Here is a 24,700-nt window from a genome sequence, read left to right as displayed (position 1 = left end):
GGACATCGCGTCGCCCAGTTGACTTTCTGGCAACCCTCACCTTACTTCCACATCAAAGTCCAGGTTCACGTCGTCGCTGCCGGGTCCCGGCATGCCATTCTTGACGGGATTTCCGCCAACGGGTGACTGGTGCCGGAGCTGGACTTTTAGTTTTCCCGTTCCGGCGGTGCCTGCCTTTGCTGTCCCGGTCAATCCGATCGGAAAGTTGCGGGAGTCCTTATCGTCGTATGTGTAAGTGAGTAGCGACGCCGGGGCAGGCGTGAATACCAGCAGATGTTCGTCGGCTTCCTCTTTGACTTCCTTGGTGATGTCCTGCGCCGGACTTTTACTTTCATCCAGGAACTCCACCGTAACCTTATAGGATGTATTGGGTTTCAGCGTAATTTTCTCAAAAGCCGAGGGTGGGCTTCCGCCCTCACCATCCACATCACGGAAGGCAAAGGTTGTCGCCGTGCTGGTTCCGATTTCGGAAAAGTTTAGCCGAACCGTAGTAATTAATTCATTCTCGTCATTGGGCTCCACCTCTTTGGCCTTGTCGCACTGCGCCAACAGCACAATCATCATAAAAGCCCAGGAACCCAGCCATCTTTGATTCATTTTCATACTACTCGTTAAGTTAAAATCAGCAGAATACCCCTTCCCCGGGCTGCCTTGAATCTTGGAGATAATGCAACAACGTTGCAAATGCAAACTTAAAAAGTAATTCTGATAGATACGCATTCCGTCAAAAAAACTTGCAACAATGTTGCAAGTAGAAAATCAATCTTTACTTTTGCAACGTTGTTGCATTTAATACCAACTTAATCTTAAAAATGAAAAAAACTACGAAAAAAGTCGGCTGGGCATTACTGGGAATGATGGCGTTGGCCGCCTGTAACAAGGAAACCGAAGTGGATCCGACTGATGCCCGCGAGTACAAGTATGTGCGGGTGATGGTGAGCGATGAGGTCACTAACGAGATTTCAATCGTGGATCCCAGGAACGGCAAGGTAGAGACCTTTCAAGCAAAATTTCCCATGGGGGCACTATACACAACCGAATCCGGGCGTTTCGGAGTCGTGGTGCATCGGGACAATAACCTGGTACAGAATTTCGACACGGGCTTTGAGAACCACGGCGATCACGTGGACGTGAAAGGAACGCCCAAATGGGCGGCCATGGTGGGCGAAGGCAAACTACCCACGCACTTCAAGACCAAGGCGGACGAGGTGATACTTTTCAACGATGGGGACGGTACTTTGAGTGTGGGCAAGGAAAGTGACTTCCACGTGGCGGGCATGAAGCTTAAGACTATTGAGACGGGGCTAAAAGCGCACCACGGGGCGATGGCCAAATTCAGTAATGAGACTTATGCCATTACGGAAAAAGATGGGTCCGTCGCGGGTACTCTGCCCGAGCGCGTCAGGATCATGGACGCCAACGGAAAACAAGTGCACGCCTCCACCATCCAGACCAAGGGCATCCACGGCAACGCAAGCGACGGAAATGTGGCAGTGTTTGGCTCGGCTAGCGGCATCCTGATTGTGGAGGCATCGGGCAAGCAGCGACTCATCGCCCACCCCGCCGACTTCGGCACGGCCTGGTTCGGCACGATAATGGAAGCGGGGCAGCCGGGCAAGTTCGTAGGCTACACCGCCGCCAAGGGAGCGTACCTGATCGATCTGGCCACCGACAAGGTAACGCCCATCGTACAGACGGACGACATCATGCAGGCCAAGGTCGATTACGCAAACAACCGGCTCGTGATTCTGATGCACAGTGGCGAAGTGAAAATTTACGATCTGAAAGCCAATACGCTCAATACCAGCGGCAACATCCTGCCCGCCACGGCCAGGGATGAAAAACAAAAGCCGCAGTTGGCCGCCACTAGCAAGTACCTTTACGTGACCCAGCCGAAAACCGGCGAGCTACTCACCGTTGAGACAGACAACCTCACCAACACCAGTCGCATCAAGGTGTCGGGAACGCCTTTCCGCCTTAGTATCATGGGCATGGAGTCAAGTGAAGATCATTAAGAGAGCTTCCTGCTAGCCAAAAAGAGGAAGCTCACTTGAAGTCTCTGGCGCGGGCATCGCCGACAAACAGCCTTTTTGGTTTGTCGGCGATGTCTGCGCCAGTCATGGTAATTCCTATACGGTTAAAATCCGCAAAAACAGCCAAAACGTTTTCTGATCGGACCACTCAATCTATTCCTGCGCAAAATACCTTACCTTTGCTGCCGTTTTTAGAGAAGCCAGCCGGCAATATTTGCCCTAAGCTGTCTTTTTTATAGATTGAGGAAATCCGCCCGAGGAAAAATGAGTGCGACTTCACTTTGGAGAATTTTTAATTACCTGCGCTATTCAGCAGGTATTGCCCTGGTGGTCAACGGCTGGCCGTTGGTGTTTTTTATCCGAGACACCTTGCGCATCGGCCCTGCCAGCAATGTCTTCACGGCCTTTTTCTTTGGGTTCTCCTTGCTGTTAATGTTCCCGACCCACCTTTTCGTAAGGCTCTACAAGGTAAACTTTACGCTACTCAATTATGGCGTGTTGTTTCTGCTGGTGGCTCTGTACCACTTCTTGCTGTTCAATAATTCCGGAGTTGATTGGTTCGTAGAGATGGGGAACTACGTCTTGATTTTCGCCTTTCTGTTCCTCATTATCCATGTCCCCAATGAGATAAGGGACACTCTCTTACCTATCATTTTCCTGCTCACTTTCCTGTGTAATCTCACCCTGGTTTACTCTCTGCTGACCGACCCCAACTGGCATTTGGGCATGCGAGCGGCAGTGACCTTCGGCAACGAGAATGCCCAGGAGGGCGGAAACCCCCACGTGACGGCCCGCAATGGGTTGGTATGTATGATTTCCGGGATGGTTCTGGTGGGAAGATATAAAAACCCATTGATCAGAATTTTTCTCTTCGCTTCGGCCCTGTTTAGCCTGGCGCTGATTGTCCTCTCTCAGTCCCGTTCTGCCCTCATCGCTTTGGTACTCATGGGAGGGATGTTTTTCCTGTTCAATGCCAAAGCTGACAATGTGTCGAAAATCATGAAAGGCATATTTTCAGTGAGATCCCTCATAGTCCTTATATTCCTTTATGTCGGGTTGAGGGTTTTTCTTACTCAGTTTAGCGAACTTGAAGGGCTACTTTATGGCTACTGGTACACCTTCTACGATAAGATGATCAACATTGCCTATACGGCATTTGGTGTGAAGCTCACCGATACCGCCACTATCGACCATTCGGCGATGGGAAGGGTCACGAGCTTCAGCTACTTTAATGAGGCATTGGCCGCTCCGGCGCTTTTGCTGATCGGTGGCGGGTACAAGAGTAGCTATATGGACGTACCGGTCATGGAGTCCCTGGTCAATCATGGTATATTCGGGTTCATTTTTTTCGGAGGGTTGAACCTGTACCTATTTATCAACATGCTTAAAGAGGCCCGAAAACCAGCGAATAACCTCACGCTTTTCCTCGCCTACTTTTACGTCTATATCTTCGTGATGGTATTTACCAACGGGCGTCCCTACGATCTTTATTACTGGTTTCCTTTCGTACTGTTCATTCGTTTCTTAGGCATCAAGTACCTGGACGCCCAGCCACAGACACAGCGGACGCTTCAATACAGCCATTGATTTCAAATAATCCAGGTATCTGTTAAAATTTATGCTCAGAGTCTTTCTGTGGATACTTTCATTTTCAATTATAGCGCTGATTGCTACCGAACTTGTCTTACGCTATAAATACGGCTTTCTGAGTACTCCGCTTTACGTTTCCGACGCTGACTACGAATACATTTACGCCCCTGATCAGGACGTTTGGCGGTTTGGCAACCATATCAAGACTAACGAGTATTCTCTCCGGAGCGAGAAAATTTCACCCACAGATACGACCGTCATCCTGCTATGCGGTGATTCAGTGGTGCTGGGCGGCAGCCTTACGGACAACGATAGCCTGGCGTCTACCATTCTGGAGAAACGCCTCAGCAAAGAGCTGGGCCGACGAGTCAGGGTACTTAATATCGCAGCAGGTTCGTGGGGGCCCGACAACGTGGCGGCTTACTTGAAAAAGCATGGTTTGTTCCACGCTGATCTCCTGTGCCTGGTAGCCAGCAGCCACGACTACCACGACCACATGGACTTTCAGGATGTTGTCGGCAACGACATCAACTACCCCGACCAACAATACGATTTTGCGCTGGAAGAATTGTGGGATCGGTACATCTACCCACGCTATGTGAAAGACCTCATTCAGAGTACTCCCGCCGAAACACCGATCGAAGGCGCTCCCACCCAATCGGCGGCGGGGCCATCCACGATTCAAAAGCCGGGCACAGGACTGAATCCGGGCTTCGCGCAGTTGAAGCAGATTGCCCTGGCAGCTAACATTCCTTTTTTCATACTGCTGCACCCCGAAATTTCGGAAGTGGAATACGGCCATTACGACGATGAGGGTGAAGCTATTCTGCAATATGCCAAGGCTGACAGCGTGCGGCTGATTCGGGAATTGGACATGGGAATAAAACCGGGGTACTTTCGCGAAAATGATGTCGTCCACTACAACGACGAGGGGCAGCGGTTCCTGGCAGACCAGCTTTATCCTGTATTTCTGGAATATTTGAAAACCAGCAACTGATGCGTGTACTCATCATCCATAACCAGGCCTGGGCGCACTACAAATCCGTATTATTTCAGGAGATCAATCAAGAATTTTCGAAAAACTACCCCGACAGTGAATTGCTTGTCGCTCATATAGCCCTCCATGAACGCAGCCGGGCCGTAATGACCGACGACGAGAAAGTGACCTACGGTTATCCTCAGGTAGTGCTGTTCCGGCGCAGCCTGGACTCCGTTACTTTTTCGGAAAGACTACGGGCGTTATTCAAGATCTTTCGCAAGTTCAAACCCGATGTGCTTAATATCAACGGATGGTTTGATCCGGCACAGATCGTGCTGGCGCTTTATGCTAAGAAGTTGGGGGTAAAACTGGTAATCTCCTCGGAATCTTCCGCTCTCGATCGGCCCAGAAAAAACATAAAAGAATCGCTGAAAACGCGTTTTCTGCGGCAATCCGATGCTTTCTTCTGTTTTGGAAAAACATCGGTGGACTACCTGAAATCATTGGGGATCGACGAAGAGGTGATTCCTGTTAAAAAAGCTGCAGTAGTCGATAATTCATTGATCTCCAACGTATTTTCTGAGGCAGAGCAGTCTACATCGCGACAGAAAGAACGGCGAAGAAATTTTATTTATGTTGGAAGGCTCGCAAAGGAAAAAAATCTTTCACTGCTGCTTGCTGCCTATCGGCAGTGTCAGGACTCTTCAACGGCTTCCGACTGGGGACTGATTTTTGTTGGAGACGGCCCCCTGAAAGAGCAATTGGTTGACGAAGCAGCCACGGCTGGCCTGGCCACCGTTCATTTTACAGGGGGAATGCCATGGCATAAAGTACCTGCGCAGCTGGCACTGGCGGACATTCTGGTACTACCCAGCCTATCCGAACCCTGGGGGCTGGTAGTTAATGAGGCCATGGTGTGTGGCATGCCCGTCATTGCTTCCCGCAACTGCGGATGCGTCGACGATTTGGTACATGATGGGCAAAATGGTTTTATTTTCGACCCCACTGACAAACACGAGCTGGCAGACGCCATGCGCCACTACATCAGCCATCCGGGGGATGTAGCGCAACATGGTACCAGGTCCCGGGAATTGATTGCCCCTTTTTCGCCAGAATCCGTGGCGCGGGAAATGGCAGCTTCCTTTCACAAACTTATTCAACAACCCGCGTAACATGCGTATCCTGAATATCTGTGCATACACCTGGGAAATCGGTGGCCCGGCACGAATCATTTACGACCACACGACCGAGGCCCTGAAAATGGGCCACGAAGTCGACATTTTGAGTCCGATGACACCGGGAGATGATATTTACGAGATTCCGACGGGAGCACGGGTTATCCCTTGCCGTCGGAGCACTCCCGTCAGCAACTTCTACCGGGAATTTTCGGTGGATTTATACAAGCACCTGAAAAACCACGTCCACGAATACGACCTCATCCACATTCACGGTATCTGGCATTTTGGTAGTCTGGCCCCTTTTCTCATCAAAAATAAAGTCCCCAAAGTAATCACTATCCATGGGCTGCTGGATAAGTGGGCAGTGAATCACCATAAGTGGAAGAAAGATTTGGTGAGTTTTCTTTACCAAAAGAAAATTCTTGCGAAGGCCGACCTTATTCAGATTAATAATGCGGACGAGGAAGAAAACGTGATCGAGTACTTGGGCTATCGGCCAAAAAATCTGGTGACCATTCCGAATGGTATCAGGATGGAAGAATACCGGAATTTACCCGTACGCGGGAGCTTTCGGCAGCAGTTCGATATCCCCGATGACAAAAAACTTGTGCTGTTCATGGGGCGGATCAATATAAAAAAAGGGCTTGATCTGCTATTGCCCGCCTTTGCCGCCTATCTGAAAGTCAACAACGACGCCATCCTGCTCCTTGCCGGGCCAGAGGATGGCTACCTTGCTGAAACTAAAAAATTCATTGCTGACCATCAACTCACAGACCGCATCCGGTATGTGGGAATGCTAACTGATACCACCAAACTGGCCGCTTTGGCCGATGCCGATCTGTTTGTGCTCCCCTCCTACTCCGAAGGATTCTCGATTGCCGTATTGGAAGCCCTGGCGGCGGGAGTACCCGCGTTAGTCTCCGACCGGGTTGGCTTCGGGGAGTATATCCGCCAATACAATGCCGCCTACCTTAGCCCGCTTTCTGTCGAAGGGGTTGAAAAAGGGTTGTCGGATATGCTGGAAAAAGCGTCCACCCGGGCAGAGTTCGCACAGCGGGGCCGCGAGATGGTGGCTGAAAATTTTGACATTACCAGGGTTGCCCAAAAGATGCTGGAAGCCTACAATACCGTACTGCCTACTTAGGCCCAGCTTTTCTTACCTTTGCTTCATCATCAGGAAATACCTCATGGCCGATCTCTCGGTAATCATTCTCACCCACAACGAATCGCGGCACATTCGCCGCTGCCTTGAAAGCCTGCGGCCTGTCACCGACAAGTTTTTCATTGTTGACTCCTTCTCGACGGATGACACTGTGGCCATCGCAGAAAGCATGGGGGCTGTGGTTGTGCAGAACCCCTGGGTTTCTTACGCTTTTCAGTTTAATTTCGGGATAGAGAATAATCCCTTCTCCACTACCTGGCTCATGCGGATGGACGCCGACGAGTACCTTACGCCAGAGTTGGCCGCTGAACTAAATGAAAAATTAGGTGAGGTAAACTCCGGCACAGCAGGACTATACGTGAAACGGCGGGTATTGTTCATGGATAAGTGGATTAAATACGGTGGGTACTACCCCATATGGCTGCTGCGCTTGTGGCGGCGCGAGCAAGGGCGGTGCGAGGAATTATGGATGGATGAACACATTAAGGTCGAGGGCGGCATCACGCAAAACATGGATCATGACATTGTGGATCACAATCTTAACAACCTCACCTGGTGGACTCAGAAACACAACAATTACGCCATCCGGGAGGTAATCGACCTGTTGAACATCAAGTACAATTTTGAAGAAAAGGCAACGGTAACTCCGGCCTTTTTTGGCACCCAGGAACAACGCACCCGCTATTTGAAAATAAAATACGCCGGACTTCCGCTTTTCACCCGCCCATTCCTCTACTTTACCTACCGCTACGTTTTTAAACTTGGTTTTCTGGATGGCACAAAAGGGCTGATCTGGCATGTCTTGCAAGGTTTTTGGTACCGCTTTCTTGTGGATGCCAAGGTTTATGAAGTATATCGGGTGGCCGGACGAGATAAGGCCGACATTATCAATCATTTTTTGGTAGAATATGGAAAAGACCTCGCGGCCCCAAACCGATCTGTCAAAATATGACAATAGTTGGTACCGGCCCGGAGGCTGGTTCAAACGCTTTTTCTGGCATCTGGCTGGAAGGGTGTTCATCAATACCTACTTCCCGTTTCCAGTGGCAATAAAAGTTACTATTTTGAGGATATTTGGCGCAAAAATTGCTGCGAATGTGATGATTAAGCCTAAGGTCAATATCAAATACCCCTGGTTTTTGACCATCGAAAAAAATGCGTGGATTGGTGAGGAAGTCTGGATAGACAATCTCACTCATGTGACAATCGGGGCCAATAGCTGCCTTTCGCAGGGTGCTATGTTGCTCACCGGGAACCATGATTACAAGCGCCCTGGCTTCGAATTACGGCTGGCTCCCATAGTGCTGGAGGCAGGCGTTTGGATTGGCGCAAAATCGGTAGTCTGCCCAGGGGTAGTTTGCGCATCGCACGCTGTTCTGGCGGTTGGTTCAATCGCTACCAAGAATCTGGACGCTTACAGTATATATGGCGGAAATCCGGCTCAATTCATCAGAAACCGGGATATGACCCATGAAAATTAGCGTAATCACCGTCGCATTCAATGCTGAGAACACGATTCGTGACACGATAGAATCGGTTCTGGCACAAGATTTTGGCGAGGTGGAGTACATTGTTGTGGATGGTAAATCCACCGATGCCACTGCAGAAATAGTAAAGTCTTATGGCGACCGTATCGCCAGGTTCATATCTGAACCCGACCAGGGAATTTATGATGCTATGAATAAGGGAATTCAACTGGCAACGGGAGAGGTAATAGGCCTGCTGAATGCGGACGACCTATATGCCAGCATTGATGTCCTGTCGCAGGTAATGGACACATTTCTAAGCTCGGGATCTGACGCGGTTTACGGGGATTTGCAATACTTCGACAGCGGGACTGGCCGCGTTACCCGCAACTGGCGGGCGGGTGGGTACCGGTCGGGAATTTTCCTGTGGGGCTGGATGCCGCCACATCCGTCCTTTTTCATCCGACGTAGTTGGTATCAAAAGCACGGCGGATTCCGGCTGGATATGGGTACTGCTGCCGACTATGAATTGATGCTTCGAATGATCCACAAGTACAGTGCCAAACTAGCTTATGTACAAAAAGTATTAGTCCGGATGCGGGCGGGTGGGGTGAGCAATGTATCCGTTAAAAACCGACTTGCTGCTAACCGGAACGACCGTCGGGCCTGGCAACTGAACGGGATCCGGCCCTACCCGGTGACCATTCTATTAAAGCCATTTCGCAAAATTTTACAATTTATTCGCTAATTTTGGCTTTGTCATCCGCACCTTGCAACCATTTAATAAGTTTCTGAATCATTTGGCTGGTTTAGTTTGTGGATTTTCTTTAATTATTACCAACTTTACCACACACGAATTTCTGATCCCTAAGATTTTACACTTTTCTTAGAGAAGAAAACTCAGATCTTGCCATGGAACACACGATACTAAACGATGTCTTGCTAGGCGCGTATTTCGATCAGTTGGCTGACCGGCAGGTTTACCAGTGCATTCTTTCTTTTTTGATCTCCTGCTTTCTTTCTATTGTTTCGATTCCGATCGTCATCAATATGTCCAACTTGCTGAACCTGATGGCCAAGCCCGGTTTCAGGAGTTCGCACGAAACCAATACTCCAACCCTGGGCGGGGTTGCCATCTTTGCTTCCACACTCTTAGCCTATTTTCTGTGGCCTCATTCGGAAGAAATTGCCGACTCCAACCTCACCAACCTTTCGATGGTAGGCTTGACAATGCTCTTTTTCTTAGGATTGAAAGATGACATCCTGGCCCTGGATTCCACCAAAAAATTACTGGTGCAAGTACTCGCCACTCTCACTCTTGTGTTTATGGGGGGCTTTAAGGTGGACTACCTTTATGGAATTTTCGGATGGTATTACATCCCGGACATTATTAGCATTCCACTTACCTTATTCATTTTCATATCCCTGATAAACGCCATAAACCTTATTGATGGTGTGGATGGTCTGGCGGGTGGCATAAGCTTGATTGCCGGACTATGGTTCGGGATTTGGTTCATGCTCAATGGTCATTTTAGTTTTGCCAGTCTTGCCTTTGCGCTTTCCGGGTCGCTGCTTGGTTTTCTGCGCTTCAATTTTTCCAAAACCAGCAAAATCTTCATGGGAGATACAGGTTCGCTCATTGTCGGATTTCTGCTTTCGTTTTTCACCATTGAGTTTCTGAGGCTCAATGTGAGTTACCGCAACGATCCCAATGCGTTCTTCAATGCTCCCATAGTAGTTATGGTTGTGCTGATTGTACCGATTTTCGATACCCTGCGCGTATTCTTGGTGCGCCTGTTGAATGGAAATTCTCCGTTCACTGCTGATCGTAATCACATGCACCATATTTTGCTGGACAATGGGTTATCTCACCTGAACGTTTCACTGATCCTGTGGTCCGTGACGCTTATCAACACGCTTCTTTTCTTCGGTTTTCATGGCGATGTATCCAATACGTTTTCTATTTGTATTTACATCGCTATGTTCTTGCTTTACATGGTAGCTGCTTACCTGCTAAAAAAGCGAGCAAATTTTGTAAAAAGACGCAAGGGGATGCAGACAAGTCCATCCTATTCTGAACGCCCACAATCATTGACCAGAAAAATTCTGAAAGACCTCTAATTTCTTCCGTAACCCGGCGTACGTCTTTTCTCTCTAAATTCCTATTTCATCCGCTTACTTTCTGGTTTGTTCGTACCTTAGTGGTGAAACATCACCCTTCATCCCTATGAACCAAAAGATTAGAAAAGAAGACGCTCTCCACTACCACGCCAAGGGGCGCCCCGGTAAAATTCAGGTCATCCCGACCAAAGAGTACAACACCCAACGCGATCTCTCACTTGCCTATTCACCCGGCGTTGCCGATCCATGCCTGGAAATCGCGGCCAACCCCGAGGATGTTTTCAAGTACACTGCCAAAGGAAACCTGGTTGCCGTGATCAGTAACGGCACGGCTGTACTGGGATTGGGCGATATAGGACCCGAAGCCTCCAAGCCCGTAATGGAAGGGAAGGGGCTTTTGTTTAAAATTTACGCTGACATCGATGTATTTGATATAGAGTTAAATACCAAAGATGTTGATGAGTTTGTCAGAACGGTACAGATTCTGGAACCGACTTTTGGCGGGATCAACCTGGAAGACATCAAGTCTCCCGAATGCTTCGAGATCGAGACACGTCTCAAACGCGATCTGAAGATTCCAGTGATGCATGACGACCAACACGGTACCGCTATTATCAGCGGCGCAGCGCTACTGAATGCACTCGAAATTGTGAATAAAAAAATAGAGGACGTTCGCATCGTGGTTTCGGGGGCGGGTGCTTCTGCCATATCCTGCACCAAACTGTACTTATCGCTGGGCGCGACACCCGCCAACATTGCTATGTTTGACCGCAATGGTCACATCAATACCGGGCGCGACGACCTGGATGAAATGAAGGACATCTTTGCGACCGAGAAGGTCTACGACTCGATGGCCGACGCCATGGTAGATGCGGACGTTTTCCTCGGCCTGTCCGTTGCCAATATCGTTTCGCAGGATATGGTCAAGTCCATGGCAAAAGACCCGATTGTGTTTGCAATGGCCAATCCTGATCCTGAGATTTCATATCCCGAAGCCACCGAGGCCCGGCAAGATATAATAATGGCCACAGGCCGCTCCGACTACCCCAACCAAGTCAACAACGTACTTGGCTTTCCTTACATTTTCCGGGGCGCTTTGGATGTACGGTCCACTGAGATCAACGAAGCCATGAAACTGGCGGCCGTTCGTGCTCTGGCCGATCTGGCCAAGAAATCGGTTCCCGATATTGTGAATATGGCTTATAATCAGGAATCGCTGACCTTTGGCCGCAATTACATCATTCCCAAACCTGTCGACCCTCGCCTGTTGACCATGGTAGCACCGGCAGTCGCCAAAGCAGCTATGGACACGGGGGTTGCCAGGCACCCAATCACCGATTGGGAAGCTTATGAACAGCAACTTGCGACGCGACTGGGCCGTTATGAGCGATTGTCACGCGTGATCCTTAACAAAGCCAAGACAAGTCCAAAGCGGGTTGTGTTTGCCGATGCCGAAAACGTACAGGTTCTGAAGGCGGCACAACAAGTGCGGGACGAGGGCATCGCTTCGCCGATTCTGCTCGGAAACCTGGCGGCGATTCATGCCCTCATAGAAGAACACGACCTTGATTTGGGCGAAGTTAAGATTATTGACCCACGCGCCCCTGAGAACGAAGAGTCCATCGAGCACTACGCCCAGATGTACTACAAAAAGCGTCAGCGCAAAGGCATGACGCCTTCCGAATCACGTCGCACCATGTATTATCGCAACTATTTCGGGGCGATGATGGTGGAAAATGGCGAAGCCGATGCTTTCATATCCGGCCTGACCCGCAACTACCCTGATACAATTCGCCCGGCGCTGCAGGTAATCGGCAAAGAAGAGGGAGTGAATCGCGTAGCGGGGATGTATATTCTACTCACGCCGCGTGGCCCGTTGTTTTTCTCCGACACCACAGTGAACCTGGACCCCACCGTGGATGAATTGGTGGAAATTACCGAACTGACCGCTAAGGCAATCGAGCGCTTCAACATCAAGGCCCGAATTGCTATGGTAACTTATTCGAACTTCGGCAGCGCTCAGGGAAAGGACGCCGAAAAAATGAGTGAAGCGGTTTCGATTTTGAAAAAGAAGCATCCTGATATGGTGGTCGACGGAGAGGTACAGGCCCACCTCGCCTTTGACACCGAGCTCTTGCAGCAAAACCATCCGTTCAGCGAACTGATCGATGGTGGCGCCAACACACTCATATTTCCGAACCTTTCGGCCAGTAACATTGCCTACAACCTGCTTAAAGAGGCCGCGCAATTGGAAACCATTGGTCCGATTCTGCTGGGGCTGAAGAAGCCCGTTCACGTGCTGCAGTTGGGTAGTTCAGTACGGGAGATCGTCAATATGGTGGCGATTGCCGTAGTCGAGGCCCAAATGAAGTAATGGCAGAAGTATTGAAATTAAAACGGGCGGCAATTCGTGTTGAATTGCCGCCCGCTTTATCTGGCGAACCATAGTGGGGTGATTTACCTTCCTGCCGCAAGATCGACCGTCATCGTTTTACCCGTATGACGGTTCATGTTTATGACCAGTTGCTTGATCATATTCAAGTGCGAAAAAGTAAGCATATGACCGGCATCCGGGATCGTGATGTACTGTGACCTGAGGCTGGGAATCTGCTGTTTGGCAAACTCTATATTAGCGGGGTCCCCAATCCAGTCGTTCCCACCTTGTATCACGACAACGGGCATGGTCAGTTTCTTCCATACAGGCAGCATTTTGCGCAGTTCATCGGAATGCACATATTTTTCGGCCGTGGCGGTGTTAAATTCCTTAGGCAGGAATAGCTGGATCAACCTGTTTCGTCCGTACTTTGAAAACCAATAAAATTTTTCGTTGTCCGGATCGATTACCGGAGATACCATGATAAGCTGTTTTACCTTTTCGGGTGCCATAGAAGCCATAGTGGCCGCAATGGGCGCACCGTAGGAACGCCCAAGGATGATAGCGGGCTCTTTCGACTTATTAAGATCGAGCACACTCATTAAGGATTTCGCCTGCGTCGCAATGGAGCCTATGGGCTTTCGTCGCTTCAACCACGAATTTCCATAACCCAGCCGATCGACGGATACGATATGGAATTGTTTTTGCAGGACGGTATCATCAAGCATGTTCATATACCCCCACCAGGCACCAGGCGCGCCATGTATGAGCAACAGAAGGGGGAGTGTATCAGCTCCGGTGCTGGCAACCTGAATACAGAGTGTATCATTCTTAATACATTCCAGCTTAGGCTTCTTGATGCTGGCATAATGCTTGCGAACTTCACGCGGGGTTGTCCGGTACTTGGCAAAACAACCGGAGAGGAAGATGCAGCAGAAAAAAGTATATAGAAGATATTTTGAAAACATAAATAATTCAGGATGCAGGAATTTCAGATGAGCCAACCCATATTATACCTACGCATATATTAGTCATAGGGTTTCACACCAATATTACAAGAATTGTTCCATTAATTTTGCACAAGAAAGCTTTGACGATAAAATGTTTTTTCGAATTACTTTGTTTGCCAACGGAAACCATCCGTATCGTTAAAGTCCAATTGATCCAAATACCATGACCCAGCAGCAGCAGCAAGATTTTTTTGACCGAATCGCCGATCAGAACCAACAGTACAGGTACCGTCTTCCCTCCCGACACGAAGCGGGTCGGTTTTTACACCGGTTGCTCGACTTCATGTTTCCAATCACACAGGATTGTCGGGAGTTTGAGAATGAGCGAGATACTGCTGATATTTTTGGGGAAATTCGTCAACAATTAGATTGTTTGCTGCGTCCGCTCGGCCAAAAGCTGGAAACGACGCCCGCCGAGGTGACCGAGAAATTTTTCGAAAGATTACCGGAGGTGTTTGAGCTTTTACTTTTGGATGCAAACGAGATTACCGAGAACGACCCTGCCTCGGTTGGCACGGAAGAAGTGATTGCTGTATACCCAGGTTTTATGGCTATTGCCACCTACCGTATCGCACACCTACTCGAGGAATGTGACGTGCCGCTTCTTCCCCGGATGCTCACGGAGTACGCGCACAGCCTCACGGGCATCGACATCCATCCAAAGGCTATTATCGGCCATTCCTTTTTTATCGATCATGGAACGGGCGTAGTCATTGGCGAGACGACCGAGATCGGAAACCACGTCATGATCTATCAGGGGGTGACTCTGGGAGCCACGCATGTGGCAAAGTCTTTGGCGAGTCAGAAGCGCCACCCTACCATCGAAGATCGGGTCGTGATTTACGCGAATGCCACCATTCTGGGCGGAAGAACGGTGATTGGGCACGGAACAGTGGTAGGCGGAAACGCCTGGATTACCCAGAGCGTACCTGCCTATTCTCAGGTCTACAACCAGAGTGAAGTAGAGATTAAACCTCAGCCCGCCTAGGTGGGAGTGGTTGTCAAAAAACCTACATAATACTACGGATAAACCTTCTCACGCCTTCCATATAGATTGATTCTACCTTGGCAATTGCATGCTTGGGCTGAGTGGTCATGGTAATGGATATGAACCCGTAGGTAAGGCACCACCATTCATAGTACGTCATGCTCACTTTCTCCCCGGCTTTCGGACGGAGCCGGGCGATCATTTCCCAGACCGGATTATTGGTGATGTCCAGCTCCTGCTGGTATACTTTCTTGGACTGGACAAAAGCACCATCCTGATTAAACATCACCTGAAAGACTTCCGGTTGTTCGACGGAAAAGTTCCAGATCGACTGCGCAACCTCCACAAGTTGTTTTTCAGGGTCCCGGTATACTTCTTTGATCCGGTCAAACTCTCCTCTCAACTCCTCAAATCCTGCAATTCGAATCGTTTCAAGTAACTTATCTTTGCTATCAAAATATTCGTAGATGATCGGAGGACTGTATTCGATAACATCGGCAATCTTACGGATAGACACCCCCTGCCAGCCTTCCTCTCGGGCTATATCTCTGGCGGTCTTGAGGATGTCGCTCCGAACCTGCTTTTTGAGCCGTTCACGACGTTCTACAATTCCCATGTGTACTTATTGTTTTGATTTTATGAATGGATTAGAGCGATTGCTTTCAAATATAAGGGATAGTTCAGGTTTTCCAAACGCTGTTAGAAAAAAAATCAGGAGCGTTTACCTACCGGCATTTGCTCCTGACTCATGTTTTTTACCGAAAAGGCCTATTCCGGGTTTTCCGCCTATAAATTAGTCAACACCTCCTTCACCTTATCAAAATCGGGTAGTTTTCCGGCGTCTTCCAGAATTTCAGCGTATTGAACGGTGCCTTCTTTGTCAACCACGAAAGCAGCCCGTTTGGACACGCCTTTCAATCCAAGCGCAAACTCTTCGTAAAAGGCGCCGTATTCGGGAGACGCCTCTTTGTTAAAATCAGAGAGCAGATCGAAGTTGTATTTTTGCTCTTCTTTAAATTTTGCCAGGGTAAACGGCGAGTCTACCGAAATCCCCAACACTTCGGCGCCCAGATTTTTGTAACTGGACAAGTCGTCCCGCATAGTGCAAAGCTGTTCGGTACAAGTTCCGGTGAATGCCATCGGGAAGAAGTGGATTACAACATTCTTCCCTTTAAGGTCTTTGAGTGATACCTGCTTCTTCTCTGAATTGTACAGAGTAAAATTCGGAGCCTTACTTCCTTTTTCAATCGTCATAGTATTCTTGCTATTTTTAATTAAGTTTGAAAATAGGTGCTATACTAATATCTGGCCAAATCAATCGCAACCCGGCAGCGGGAATAAACATCAACATTTCGAATGAGTAATTATTGGGGAATCGACCTGGGTGGGACCAAAATTGAAGGAGTAATTCTTACGAAGCCCTCACCCGACTCGGTTATTTTTCGGCACCGCATCGACACGGAAGCTCAGCATGGGTATCATCACATCGTCAGCAGAATCATAACGATGGTCAAACTAATGCAGAGCGAAACGGGCCTGATACCCGAGAAGTTGGGCGTGGGTACACCGGGCACAGTGGACCCTTCTACGAGGACAATGAAGAACTGCAACACGACCTGCCTCAACGGCCAGCCCCTACTGGACGATCTGCAAAAAGCGCTGGGCTTTCCGGTAATGATTGCCAACGACGCCAACTGCTTCGCCCTGGCCGAAGCCCAAATGGGCATTGTGCAAGATGTGATCCCTAACTACCGCTTGGTTTTCGGTATAATCATGGGTACCGGGGTAGGTGGAGGCATTGTAATTCGGGGCAATGACGGAAAGGCGTTTGTACTGAATGGTTTACAGGGCGTTGGGGGTGAATGGGGCCATAATGTCCTGGAAGAGGGCGGTGATCCGTGCTATTGCGGAAAAAACGGCTGCGTGGAACAGGTACTTTCAGGCCCGGCGCTTCAACGATTCTATAAAAATCAGAGCGGGGAATCTTTGAAACTACCCGTTATTCTGGAAAGGCATTTGGCTGGTACGGACCCTCATGCGACAGCTACGATCGAGAGGCTTCTCGAAAAGTTTGGGCAAGGCCTTACCACCCTTACCAATGTACTGGACCCTGATGCCATTGTCGTTGGTGGCGGCGTGGGAAATATCGATCTTCTTTATACCGAAGGCCCCAAGAGGGCAGAGAAATACGTTTTCAATCCCACGTTCACTACTCCGATCCTCCGCCCCAAGCTTGGTGATTCGGCGGGTGTGTTCGGCGCAGCAATGCTGACGATGTGACAAGAATTCAACCCAACGTACCCTTCCAAGTCAATACTCCCGATAGTCAGGCCTTTACAAGTTGAAAAGCCTGGGCGTCCGGTGTTCGACCCGCTCCGTGAGGCGGTAGTTGGCTTCCTGAGCCCGAACTTTCTGGCTATCCGAAACAATAGGATGATTATTCTGGTAGGTGTCAAGTTTGACAGATTTCTGATTATCCGCCAGGTAGTTGCGAAGAACCTGCAATAGTTGTGACCTCAAATAATCGTCCAGAATCGGAAAACCAACATCGATACGGTGATGCAGGTTGCGGAATGTCCAATCACCGGAGGACAGAAAAATCTCCTCCTTGCCACGGTTATAGAAATAGAATATCCGGGAATTTTCCGCGTAACGGTCCACGAGGCGGGTCACGGTAATATTGTCACTGATTGTGGGTAGTTCGGGAATCAGGCAACAGCAATCGCTCACGATGATTTGGATTTCCACTCCGGCTTGTCCAGCCTGGTAGAGTTTGGCAATCATCGACTGATCCTGCAATTGGTTGATTTTGACGGTCACGGCAGCTTTCAAACCCGAACGGCTATTCTTCACTTCGCGGTCGATCAATTCGATGATCTTCTTGTTCATATTGAACTGCGACACCATCAGGTAGTTGAAAGGCAAGTATTTGAACTTGCTGGGCACGTCTCTGGTGACCAGATATCCAAAGAGCAATTCGAGTTCATTGGTGATTTCCCGGTGGCTGGTCAGCAGCGCGTGATCCACAAATTCGCGGGAGGTCATGCGGTAAAAACCTCCGGTTCCCAAATAAGCATACCGATCCCATCCTTTCTTGACCTTCCGCTTGATGAGAGCAATTTTGGCGTGTACTTTCAGTCCTGGCAAGCTAAAAATGATCTTCACCCCGGCATCCTTCATTTTCCTAGCCCAGTGAATGTTCTCATGGATGTCAAACTTGGGATTTAACTCCGCAAATGCCACCACCCGCTTGCCATTCCGGGCTGCGCTGATCAGCGAATTCACCAGAAAGGAATGTGCATGGATTTTGTACAGCGACACATAGATCTCCCGCACATAGGGGTCCACCGCAGCCTCGTTGAAAAAGCGCACCACCGGGTCGATGGAATGATAAGGGAGATGCAGCAGCTGGTCGCTGCGGTTGAGGACGTCGAAAATTGATTCACCCGCCCGGAGTTCCGCGTGCGGAACAGCCTTCTGATGGGTGTATTCCAGTTTCTTACCCGTCGAAGGAAAAGCTTTGAAATCCTGATAATACAGGTACTTCCCGCGTTCGTAGAACTCGGCGACCTGGATGCCCAGGCGATCCGAAAGATACGCTTTCATTTCTGCCGGCATACCCATCTCACAAAAGTACTGGTGGGGCAGGACATAATTCTTCTTCTCGAGCTGCCGGGTGATCCGTTGTGTTACGGCCGCCGGAAATTCGTCATCGACGGCGAGTTCAGACTCCCGTTCAACGCGCAGGGCAAAGCAGTCCTGTACCTCGTAACCCGGAAAAAGCATTTTCATGTTTGCCAGTACGATATCGTCCAGAAAAGCTACGTGCTTTTGACCATCCAGTTTAGGTAGTTTCACGAACCGCCCCACTTCTCCGACCGGAATATTCACATAGGCAAACCAGGGTTCGCCGGGCTCACCACGCCGCAACAGACGCAGCACGAAATAAAGTGCGTCGGGCTCGAAAAAAGTGATTTTCGCACTGCGCCGGCCTTCCAGAAATACGGGCTGCACGTGCCGGAATACTTTTTCGACAAAAAAACTGCTTACAAAGTCCCGGTGCTCTTCCCTGAAAGGCTCCTTAAAATATAAATGCAAATCCCCTTCGAGCAAGGCTGGCACCACGCCACTGGAGAGTATTTCATCAAACTTGGTGAGCTGATTTTCTACGGTTTCGAGAATATGTTCGAGCAGCGTATCGGGATACAGGTTGAGTTTGTCAAGGATATCCTTGCTCACCCCACGCATTGCATTCAGGAGCGGAATTCTGCTTCGGAAAAACTCGTCAATCTGATAGGAATAGCCGGCCAGGTGCCGCAATCGCTCGGTGGCAGGGACGGACTCGTCTTCCGCTTCCAGAAGCAATCGGTAATTGTAGGAGAGCCAACTCAGGTTGGTGTCAAAAAAGGGATGCGAAACATCAATCACGGCGATCGGCTTGGATTCAGAAATAAACAACCAAGTTAGCCACAAAAATAGGCTTCGGCAAAGCCGACCAGGAAAGTACGGCTAAGTTCCTGTAATTAACGTCCCCAGGATTCGGGCGATTTGCGCCAGTCAGCCAGCTTCTCCACCTCGTCCTGCCGGATGTGGCCTTCGGAAAGGGCCACTTCGATCAGGTGGCTGTAATCGCTCAATACTGCCAGATCCATGTTTTTACCAGCGAAATTCTGGGCAGCCACCTCGAATCCATAGGTGAATATAGCCACCATTCCCACAACCTCGACCTCTGCCTGCCGGAGGGCATCTACCACCTTGAGAGAGCTGCCACCTGTAGAAATCAGGTCTTCGACCAATACTACCTTTTGCCCTTTTTCCAAACGCCCTTCAATCTGGTTGCCCATCCCATGCTTCTTGGGTTCGGGACGGACATAAGCAAAGGGCAATTCCAGAAAATCGGAGATCAGGGCGCCCTGCGCGATGCCCGCCGTGGCCACCCCCGCTATCGCCTCTGCCTCGGGAAAACGGCTTTTAACCAAGGCAGCGAGTTGCTCTTTGATGTAGGTCCGGGCGGCGGGATACGAAAGGGACACGCGATTGTCACAGTATATAGGCGACAGCCAGCCCGAACTCCATTGAAAAGGGTTTCGGGGGCTAAGCTTGATGGCTTTGGCTTCCAGTAGCAGCGCGGCCACGCGCCGGGCAATTTGAGTGTCGATCGGCTTCATTTATTCTTCGGGTTCTATTATGTCGTTTTGCTTTACCAGGATCTTGTCGATACGGCTTTTGTCCATATCTATAATTTCAAAGTCGAACTCTTTCCAACTGAAGGTTTCCCCTGTTTCGGGAATGTCTTCCAACACATGCAGGGCAAAACCTCCCAGGGTGTTGAATCCAACCAGTTCTTTCCTTTCCGTATCGTTGACGGTCAGCTCAAAGTACTGAATAAAATCGTCGAATGGAAGCTGGGCATCAATGAGGAAAGTACCGTCTTCACGCTCGGTGATCTCCGCCTCAAACTCATCGATTTCTGAAATATCCCCTACCAGCGCATCCATGATGTCGTGCATGGTGACCACGCCCATCAAACCGCCGTACTCGTCCACGATCAGGCCAAAAAACACCCGGTGTTCCTTAAATTTTTCCAGCGCCTGATAAGCCCGGTTGCTTTCAGGAAGGTACAGCGGTTCTCTTTTGATTTTTTGCAGATTAGCCAGTCGTTCGTCCACATCCGCCCCGATCAGGTCTTTGATATAGACCAGGCCGAGTACATTGTCCACGGTTCCCTTACACAGCGGATACACCGCGTGCTTGCTTTCGAATACCTTTTCCTTGTTTTCTTCCACGCTGTCTTCCAGATCCAGCCATACTATTTCCTGCCGGTTGGTCATAAGGGAAGTTACGCGGCGGTCGCCCAGTTGAAAGACGTTGTGAACTATCTCCTGCTCGATTTCTTCGAACACCCCGCCCGAAGTACCTTCCTGAATCAGGCTTTTGATTTCTTCCTCCGTGACTGCGCTATCGTTTTGTTTGATATTCAAAATCCGGATCAACAAATCGCTGGCGAACCCGAGCAAAGAAATGAAAGGGGCCGTGATCTTGGAAAGGATGTTCATCGGCTTCGCCACCATTTTGGCAATGCCTTCCGGATTGGACATGCCGATGCGCTTCGGCACCAGCTCGCCAAGTACCAGGGATAAAAAGGTGATCAGCAATACGACCATCCCAACCGCCAGACTATGCTGGTAGGGAGCAAGGAGGGGGATTTGCCCCAGAAATGCTTCCAGATCAGAGGTGATCTTGTCGCCACTATATACGCCGGTCAGGATACCGATAAGGGTGATACCGATTTGAACGGTCGAGAGAAATCGGTTAGGTGAATTGGCCAGGGCCAGAGCTGCCTTGGCCTTTTTGTCGCCGTTGCGGGCGAAAGCTTCGAGGCGCGACTTACGGGAGGAAACCAGGGCGATTTCGGACATGGAGAAAACGCCATTGAGCAGCACCAGCAACAGGATGATCAGAAGTTCCAATGAGGATTGGGTTGATTTAAGCGCAAATTTATCAATAATACCTGCCCACTAAGAAAAGTCTTTACTTAATTTTGGCAAATTCATTGATCCCCCATACCATGATCCTGTTCTTAAACGACCGCCCTTTCTACATCATTCACCCGACTGAACTGGAAGAAGCGGACACCCCGCACTACGATCATATTGTAGATTTGCGGCTCTCCAAGTTCAAAGCTGCCGACTTCAGGGGTCATGTGCTGTTGCTCAACGCCACTTCCGCTTTGACTGTGCAGGTCGTCGAGCGACTTGACCAGCATCCCGAAGATTTGCTTTCGGTGACGATCGTGGGCAAGAACAAAAAAGAAATCGAGGCAAAAGTCAAAGGTCAATTCAAGGTGATCAAAGCGGCTGGTGGGGTCGTATTAAAAAACAACCAGTGGCTGCTGATGTTCAGGCGAAAAAAATGGGACTTACCAAAGGGCAAGCTCGATCGCGGAGAGAGCTCCCGCACCGCCGCTGTCCGGGAGATTGAGGAAGAAACAGGCGTGAAAGCAAAGGTGAAGGGGAAAATCTGCACTACCTGGCATACGTACACGTTGCAAAACAGTCGTATCCTGAAACGAACGAAATGGTATGTGCTGGAATGTCAAAACGATACCACGATGAAACCCCAGGCCGAAGAGGACATCGAACGCCTTGAATGGCTGGCTTATCCCGATGTACAGAAAGTGCTGGTCAACTCGTTCAGTTCGATCCGCTACGTAGCGGATCGCCTGCACCGCATGCAGGGAAATCTGAAATAGACAAAATAAATAATGTGCAGGGAGATACCCCCCCGTGCACATCATTTGTATTCAAAGGTTCATGATTCCCTATCGGGCACGGCTATGGTGAGTAAGGCAGGCAGAACCTGAGCCTTCACCCGATTGACCGAGCCGAGAAACTCCCCGTCCACCTGGAAAAGTACCTTTTGGTCGAGGCATTCGATCTCGGCGCGCGTGGCCCTGCTTATTTTCACGACCTCCGGGTCCAGCTCAGTGCTTCCAGCCAAGAGCTTGGCAAGTTCGATGAAATCGAAATGTGTGGCCGTGATAATTTCAAAGTGTCCGTCGCACATATCACCGCCGGGATTGACAACCACACCCGTACCGTACATGGTAGCGTTCCCAATAATAATTATGGTCGCCTCGGTCTCATACGTTTCAGTATCCGTCGTGATCCGCACCCTGAAAAGTTCATGCTCGCTGAGCGTGTGGATAACTTCCTTGGCGTACCCCCATTTGCCCCGCACACTCCCTTCTTCATAATTCTTGACGAGGCGGGCATTCAGGCCCAGGTCACTGAGGTGCAGACCGAGATGGCCATTGAGCAAAAGTCCATCCAGACAAAATGTATGTTCGCCCAGGGCTACCTCTATCCCCTCTTCAATATCGGTTGGCAACCCCAGGTTGGTGGCTAATCCATTGGCCGAGCCCAGCGGCAGCAATCCCATCACAGTGTCGTAGTCACGCAAGATATCGGCGATCTGGTTGATCGTGCCATCGCCGCCCGCCACCAGCACGCGGTCAGGCTGGAAGTCATCCATGATCTTTTCGATAGCCTTGCGATCGTTTTCACCATCGGTTTTGTAAACTTCCAGCGCAAATCCCCGGCTTGCCGACATTTCGCGGATGTTTTCAATCAATTCATCTTTATCCTCAGTTCCCGCAATAGGGTTGATGACGAGTAATACTTTTTTTGGGAATGGCATATCCTTTTTTTAGGTTAGGGGACGATTTACAAAGATTATCAACCACTGCATGAAATCCCACGAACTAAAATTGTACCGAGGCTATGCCAACGACCGCGAAGTGGTAGTGCAGGGTCACGTTTTTCGCAAATACCCTTCTTCCCAAAATCTGTATGATCGTGAAGGGTTTCGATATATTAAGTCGGTATTCCAGCTTTTCACGGTCAAGACGGTCCCCAACGCCAGGCTGATTTTCCGCTTCAATGGACAGGAGGTCGAGACACGTGCCCTCTTTGATGGCTATTTCCGCTTTGCTGTGCCTTTGTCCGAAAAACTGAAAAGCGGGTGGCACCCCTTCTCGGTGACGCTCGACGACCAGATCGATGGTCAAGCGGTCAATATCATGAAGGAAGATGATCTGCTTGTCCCAAGTCAGGGTGGCTATACGATCATTTCAGATATTGATGATACCTTCCTGGTTTCGTATAGTGGAAATGTGTTGAAAAAACTCTACGTTATGCTCACGCGAAATGTGGAAGCCCGCAAGCCGTTTGAGGGGGTGGTCAAGCATTACCAATTGCTGAGCCTGGCCGGAAGAAAAGCGGATGGTCAGGAGAAAAACACCTTTTTCTACGTGTCCAGCAGCGAGTGGAATCTGTATGAGTACATCAATCGGTTCATTATCAAGCAAAACTTGCCAAAAGCGGTTTTAAAGTTAAAAAAAATCAAAACCAGCTTATTCGATTTTTTCAGCACGGGTGGCGGATCTCATCAGCACAAACAGAACAAAATCGAACATATCGTAACATTCTACCCCCAACATACCTTCATTTTATTGGGCGATGATTCGCAGCGTGATCCCTACATCTATGAGAATATCGTTAAGATCTATCCTAGAAACATTAGGGCTATCTACATTCGTCGGACAGAGAAACAGAAAAAGCCGGAAGTAATGAATGTAATTGACAATATCGCGGGACTGGGCGTAAGTACCTGCTATTTTGAACACAGCAGCGAGGCTATAGAACATTCGGTTCGGGAAGGAATCATTTCGGAAGAAGCTTTGGAGGCATTTGGAAAGGAAAGAGCACTCTCAGAAGTCAGGTAGTTTTTGAATGCGCGAAACAGAAAAAGCCCTCTTGATTAAAACATACAAACCTGACTATTACCATTTTGTAATCTTTAATTCCCCCAATGCCCATAACTACGTCAACTACCTTCCGCTCAAAAATCGGCCTGGAAATTGCCATTCCGCTTTCGGTTGTATTGGTGGGCGTTATGGCACTGATGGTATACGACAATAGCTGGCCGGGCTTTTTCACTGTCCTGGCTACATCGGCCTTTATTATCCACATGTTCCTGACTACTTTTTACAGGATTGAGGGGAGTACTCTGATAATAAAGTCCGGTTTCTTTTATAATAAAAAGCTTGCTATCGGTTCAATAAAATCAATATCATCCACAATGAATCCATTGAGTTCTCCTGCTACTTCTATTGATCGGCTGGAAATAAAGTACAACACCTATGACAGTGTTTTGGTATCACCAAAGGAGAAAGGAAAATTCATTGAACATTTGCAGGAAATCAATCCAAAAATCGAATTAAATCTTAATAAATAAC

The 24,700-nt window shown here is 49.2% G+C and carries 23 protein-coding genes; 15 read left to right on the top strand and 8 right to left on the bottom strand.

Going from position 1 to position 24,700, the window contains the following annotated elements; all coding sequences use genetic code 11:
* Positions 1–36 precede the first annotated feature (36 nt).
* A complete protein-coding gene (locus IE117_RS16200) occupies positions 37–603 on the bottom strand; it encodes a hypothetical protein (RefSeq protein ID WP_229581024.1) in 567 nt (188 codons plus the stop codon).
* A 209-nt stretch (positions 604–812) separates the two neighbouring features.
* On the opposite strand from IE117_RS16200, the gene IE117_RS16195 reads away from it, so the two are divergent.
* The 10 genes from IE117_RS16195 (at position 813) to IE117_RS16150 (ending at position 12,903) form a co-directional block, all read left to right on the top strand.
* Positions 813–2,015: a hypothetical protein gene (locus IE117_RS16195; RefSeq protein WP_189565529.1), complete on the top strand. Its 1,203-nt coding sequence runs from the start codon at positions 813–815 to the stop codon at positions 2,013–2,015.
* A gap of 282 nt (positions 2,016–2,297) precedes the next feature.
* Positions 2,298–3,620 carry an O-antigen ligase family protein gene (locus IE117_RS16190; RefSeq protein WP_189565528.1) on the top strand — a complete coding sequence of 441 codons (1,323 nt, stop codon included), beginning with the start codon at positions 2,298–2,300 and terminating at the stop codon, positions 3,618–3,620.
* Between the two features lie 31 nt (positions 3,621–3,651).
* On the top strand, positions 3,652–4,620 hold the full coding sequence (locus tag IE117_RS16185; RefSeq protein ID WP_229581022.1) for a hypothetical protein: 969 nt from the start codon (positions 3,652–3,654) through the stop codon (positions 4,618–4,620).
* On the top strand, positions 4,620–5,774 hold the full coding sequence (locus tag IE117_RS16180) for a glycosyltransferase family 4 protein (RefSeq protein ID WP_189565527.1): 1,155 nt from the start codon (positions 4,620–4,622) through the stop codon (positions 5,772–5,774). The genes IE117_RS16185 and IE117_RS16180 overlap by 1 nt, the downstream gene beginning before the upstream one ends.
* A 1-nt stretch (position 5,775) precedes the next feature.
* Positions 5,776–6,924 carry a glycosyltransferase gene (locus tag IE117_RS16175; RefSeq protein ID WP_189565526.1) on the top strand — a complete coding sequence of 383 codons (1,149 nt, stop codon included), beginning with the start codon at positions 5,776–5,778 and terminating at the stop codon, positions 6,922–6,924.
* Between the two features lie 43 nt (positions 6,925–6,967).
* The gene (locus IE117_RS16170) at positions 6,968–7,894 is read left to right on the top strand and encodes a glycosyltransferase family 2 protein (RefSeq protein WP_189565525.1); all 927 of its coding nucleotides are present in this window, start codon (positions 6,968–6,970) and stop codon (positions 7,892–7,894) included.
* Entirely contained in the window at positions 7,851–8,423 is a 573-nt protein-coding gene (locus IE117_RS16165) for a WcaF family extracellular polysaccharide biosynthesis acetyltransferase (RefSeq protein ID WP_189565524.1), read from the top strand. The genes IE117_RS16170 and IE117_RS16165 overlap by 44 nt, the downstream gene beginning before the upstream one ends.
* Positions 8,413–9,156, top strand: a complete 744-nt coding sequence (locus IE117_RS16160; RefSeq protein WP_189565523.1) for a glycosyltransferase family 2 protein — start codon at positions 8,413–8,415, stop codon at positions 9,154–9,156. The genes IE117_RS16165 and IE117_RS16160 overlap by 11 nt, the downstream gene beginning before the upstream one ends.
* Positions 9,157–9,320: 164 nt before the next feature.
* A complete protein-coding gene (locus IE117_RS16155) occupies positions 9,321–10,529 on the top strand; it encodes a glycosyltransferase family 4 protein (RefSeq protein ID WP_189565522.1) in 1,209 nt (402 codons plus the stop codon).
* A gap of 106 nt (positions 10,530–10,635) precedes the next feature.
* Entirely contained in the window at positions 10,636–12,903 is a 2,268-nt protein-coding gene (locus IE117_RS16150; protein ID WP_189565521.1) for an NADP-dependent malic enzyme, read from the top strand.
* 83 nt (positions 12,904–12,986) lie between these two features.
* On the opposite strand, the gene IE117_RS16145 is transcribed toward IE117_RS16150, so the two are convergent.
* A complete protein-coding gene (locus IE117_RS16145) occupies positions 12,987–13,871 on the bottom strand; it encodes an alpha/beta fold hydrolase (RefSeq protein ID WP_189565520.1) in 885 nt (294 codons plus the stop codon).
* 205 nt (positions 13,872–14,076) lie between these two features.
* Between IE117_RS16145 and epsC the strand changes: the two genes are divergently transcribed.
* Positions 14,077–14,901, top strand: coding sequence for a serine O-acetyltransferase EpsC (gene epsC / locus IE117_RS16140; RefSeq protein WP_189565519.1), 825 nt, complete (start codon positions 14,077–14,079; stop codon positions 14,899–14,901).
* Positions 14,902–14,923: 22 nt separating this feature from the next.
* Here the strand turns inward: epsC and IE117_RS16135 are convergent, their stop codons facing one another.
* The gene (locus tag IE117_RS16135) at positions 14,924–15,517 is read right to left on the bottom strand and encodes a TetR/AcrR family transcriptional regulator (protein WP_189565518.1); all 594 of its coding nucleotides are present in this window, start codon (positions 15,515–15,517) and stop codon (positions 14,924–14,926) included.
* A gap of 170 nt (positions 15,518–15,687) precedes the next feature.
* Positions 15,688–16,155 carry a redoxin domain-containing protein gene (locus IE117_RS16130; protein WP_189565517.1) on the bottom strand — a complete coding sequence of 156 codons (468 nt, stop codon included), beginning with the start codon at positions 16,153–16,155 and terminating at the stop codon, positions 15,688–15,690.
* Between the two features lie 102 nt (positions 16,156–16,257).
* Here IE117_RS16130 and IE117_RS16125 point away from each other — a divergent pair, with 102 nt between their 5' ends.
* On the top strand, positions 16,258–17,181 hold the full coding sequence (locus IE117_RS16125) for an ROK family protein (RefSeq protein WP_189565516.1): 924 nt from the start codon (positions 16,258–16,260) through the stop codon (positions 17,179–17,181).
* A 54-nt stretch (positions 17,182–17,235) separates the two neighbouring features.
* Here the strand turns inward: IE117_RS16125 and ppk1 are convergent, their stop codons facing one another.
* The 3 genes from ppk1 to IE117_RS16110 form a co-directional block, all read right to left on the bottom strand.
* Positions 17,236–19,329, bottom strand: coding sequence for a polyphosphate kinase 1 (ppk1, locus tag IE117_RS16120; RefSeq protein WP_189565956.1), 2,094 nt, complete (start codon positions 19,327–19,329; stop codon positions 17,236–17,238).
* Positions 19,330–19,424: 95 nt separating this feature from the next.
* Positions 19,425–20,069, bottom strand: a complete 645-nt coding sequence (gene pyrE / locus IE117_RS16115; RefSeq protein WP_308439292.1) for an orotate phosphoribosyltransferase — start codon at positions 20,067–20,069, stop codon at positions 19,425–19,427.
* Entirely contained in the window at positions 20,070–21,371 is a 1,302-nt protein-coding gene (locus IE117_RS16110) for a hemolysin family protein (protein ID WP_189565515.1), read from the bottom strand.
* Positions 21,372–21,469: 98 nt separating this feature from the next.
* Between IE117_RS16110 and IE117_RS16105 the strand changes: the two genes are divergently transcribed.
* A complete protein-coding gene (locus IE117_RS16105; RefSeq protein WP_189565514.1) occupies positions 21,470–22,153 on the top strand; it encodes an NUDIX hydrolase in 684 nt (227 codons plus the stop codon).
* A 59-nt stretch (positions 22,154–22,212) separates the two neighbouring features.
* Here IE117_RS16105 and IE117_RS16100 read toward each other — a convergent pair whose 3' ends face one another.
* Positions 22,213–23,100, bottom strand: coding sequence for a diacylglycerol/lipid kinase family protein (locus IE117_RS16100; protein ID WP_189565513.1), 888 nt, complete (start codon positions 23,098–23,100; stop codon positions 22,213–22,215).
* Between the two features lie 49 nt (positions 23,101–23,149).
* Between IE117_RS16100 and IE117_RS16095 the strand changes: the two genes are divergently transcribed.
* Both IE117_RS16095 and IE117_RS16090 read left to right on the top strand, forming a co-directional pair.
* Positions 23,150–24,187 carry an App1 family protein phosphatidate phosphatase gene (locus IE117_RS16095; RefSeq protein ID WP_189565512.1) on the top strand — a complete coding sequence of 346 codons (1,038 nt, stop codon included), beginning with the start codon at positions 23,150–23,152 and terminating at the stop codon, positions 24,185–24,187.
* Between the two features lie 86 nt (positions 24,188–24,273).
* Positions 24,274–24,699, top strand: coding sequence for a PH domain-containing protein (locus tag IE117_RS16090; RefSeq protein ID WP_189565511.1), 426 nt, complete (start codon positions 24,274–24,276; stop codon positions 24,697–24,699).
* The last annotated feature ends 1 nt before the right edge of the window (position 24,700 follow it).

The organism is Persicitalea jodogahamensis (assembly GCF_014651615.1).
Taxonomy (GTDB): domain Bacteria; phylum Bacteroidota; class Bacteroidia; order Cytophagales; family Spirosomataceae; genus Persicitalea; species Persicitalea jodogahamensis.
Note: the sequence above shows the minus strand (reverse complement) of the source record. Positions and strands in the feature narration are given on the sequence as shown.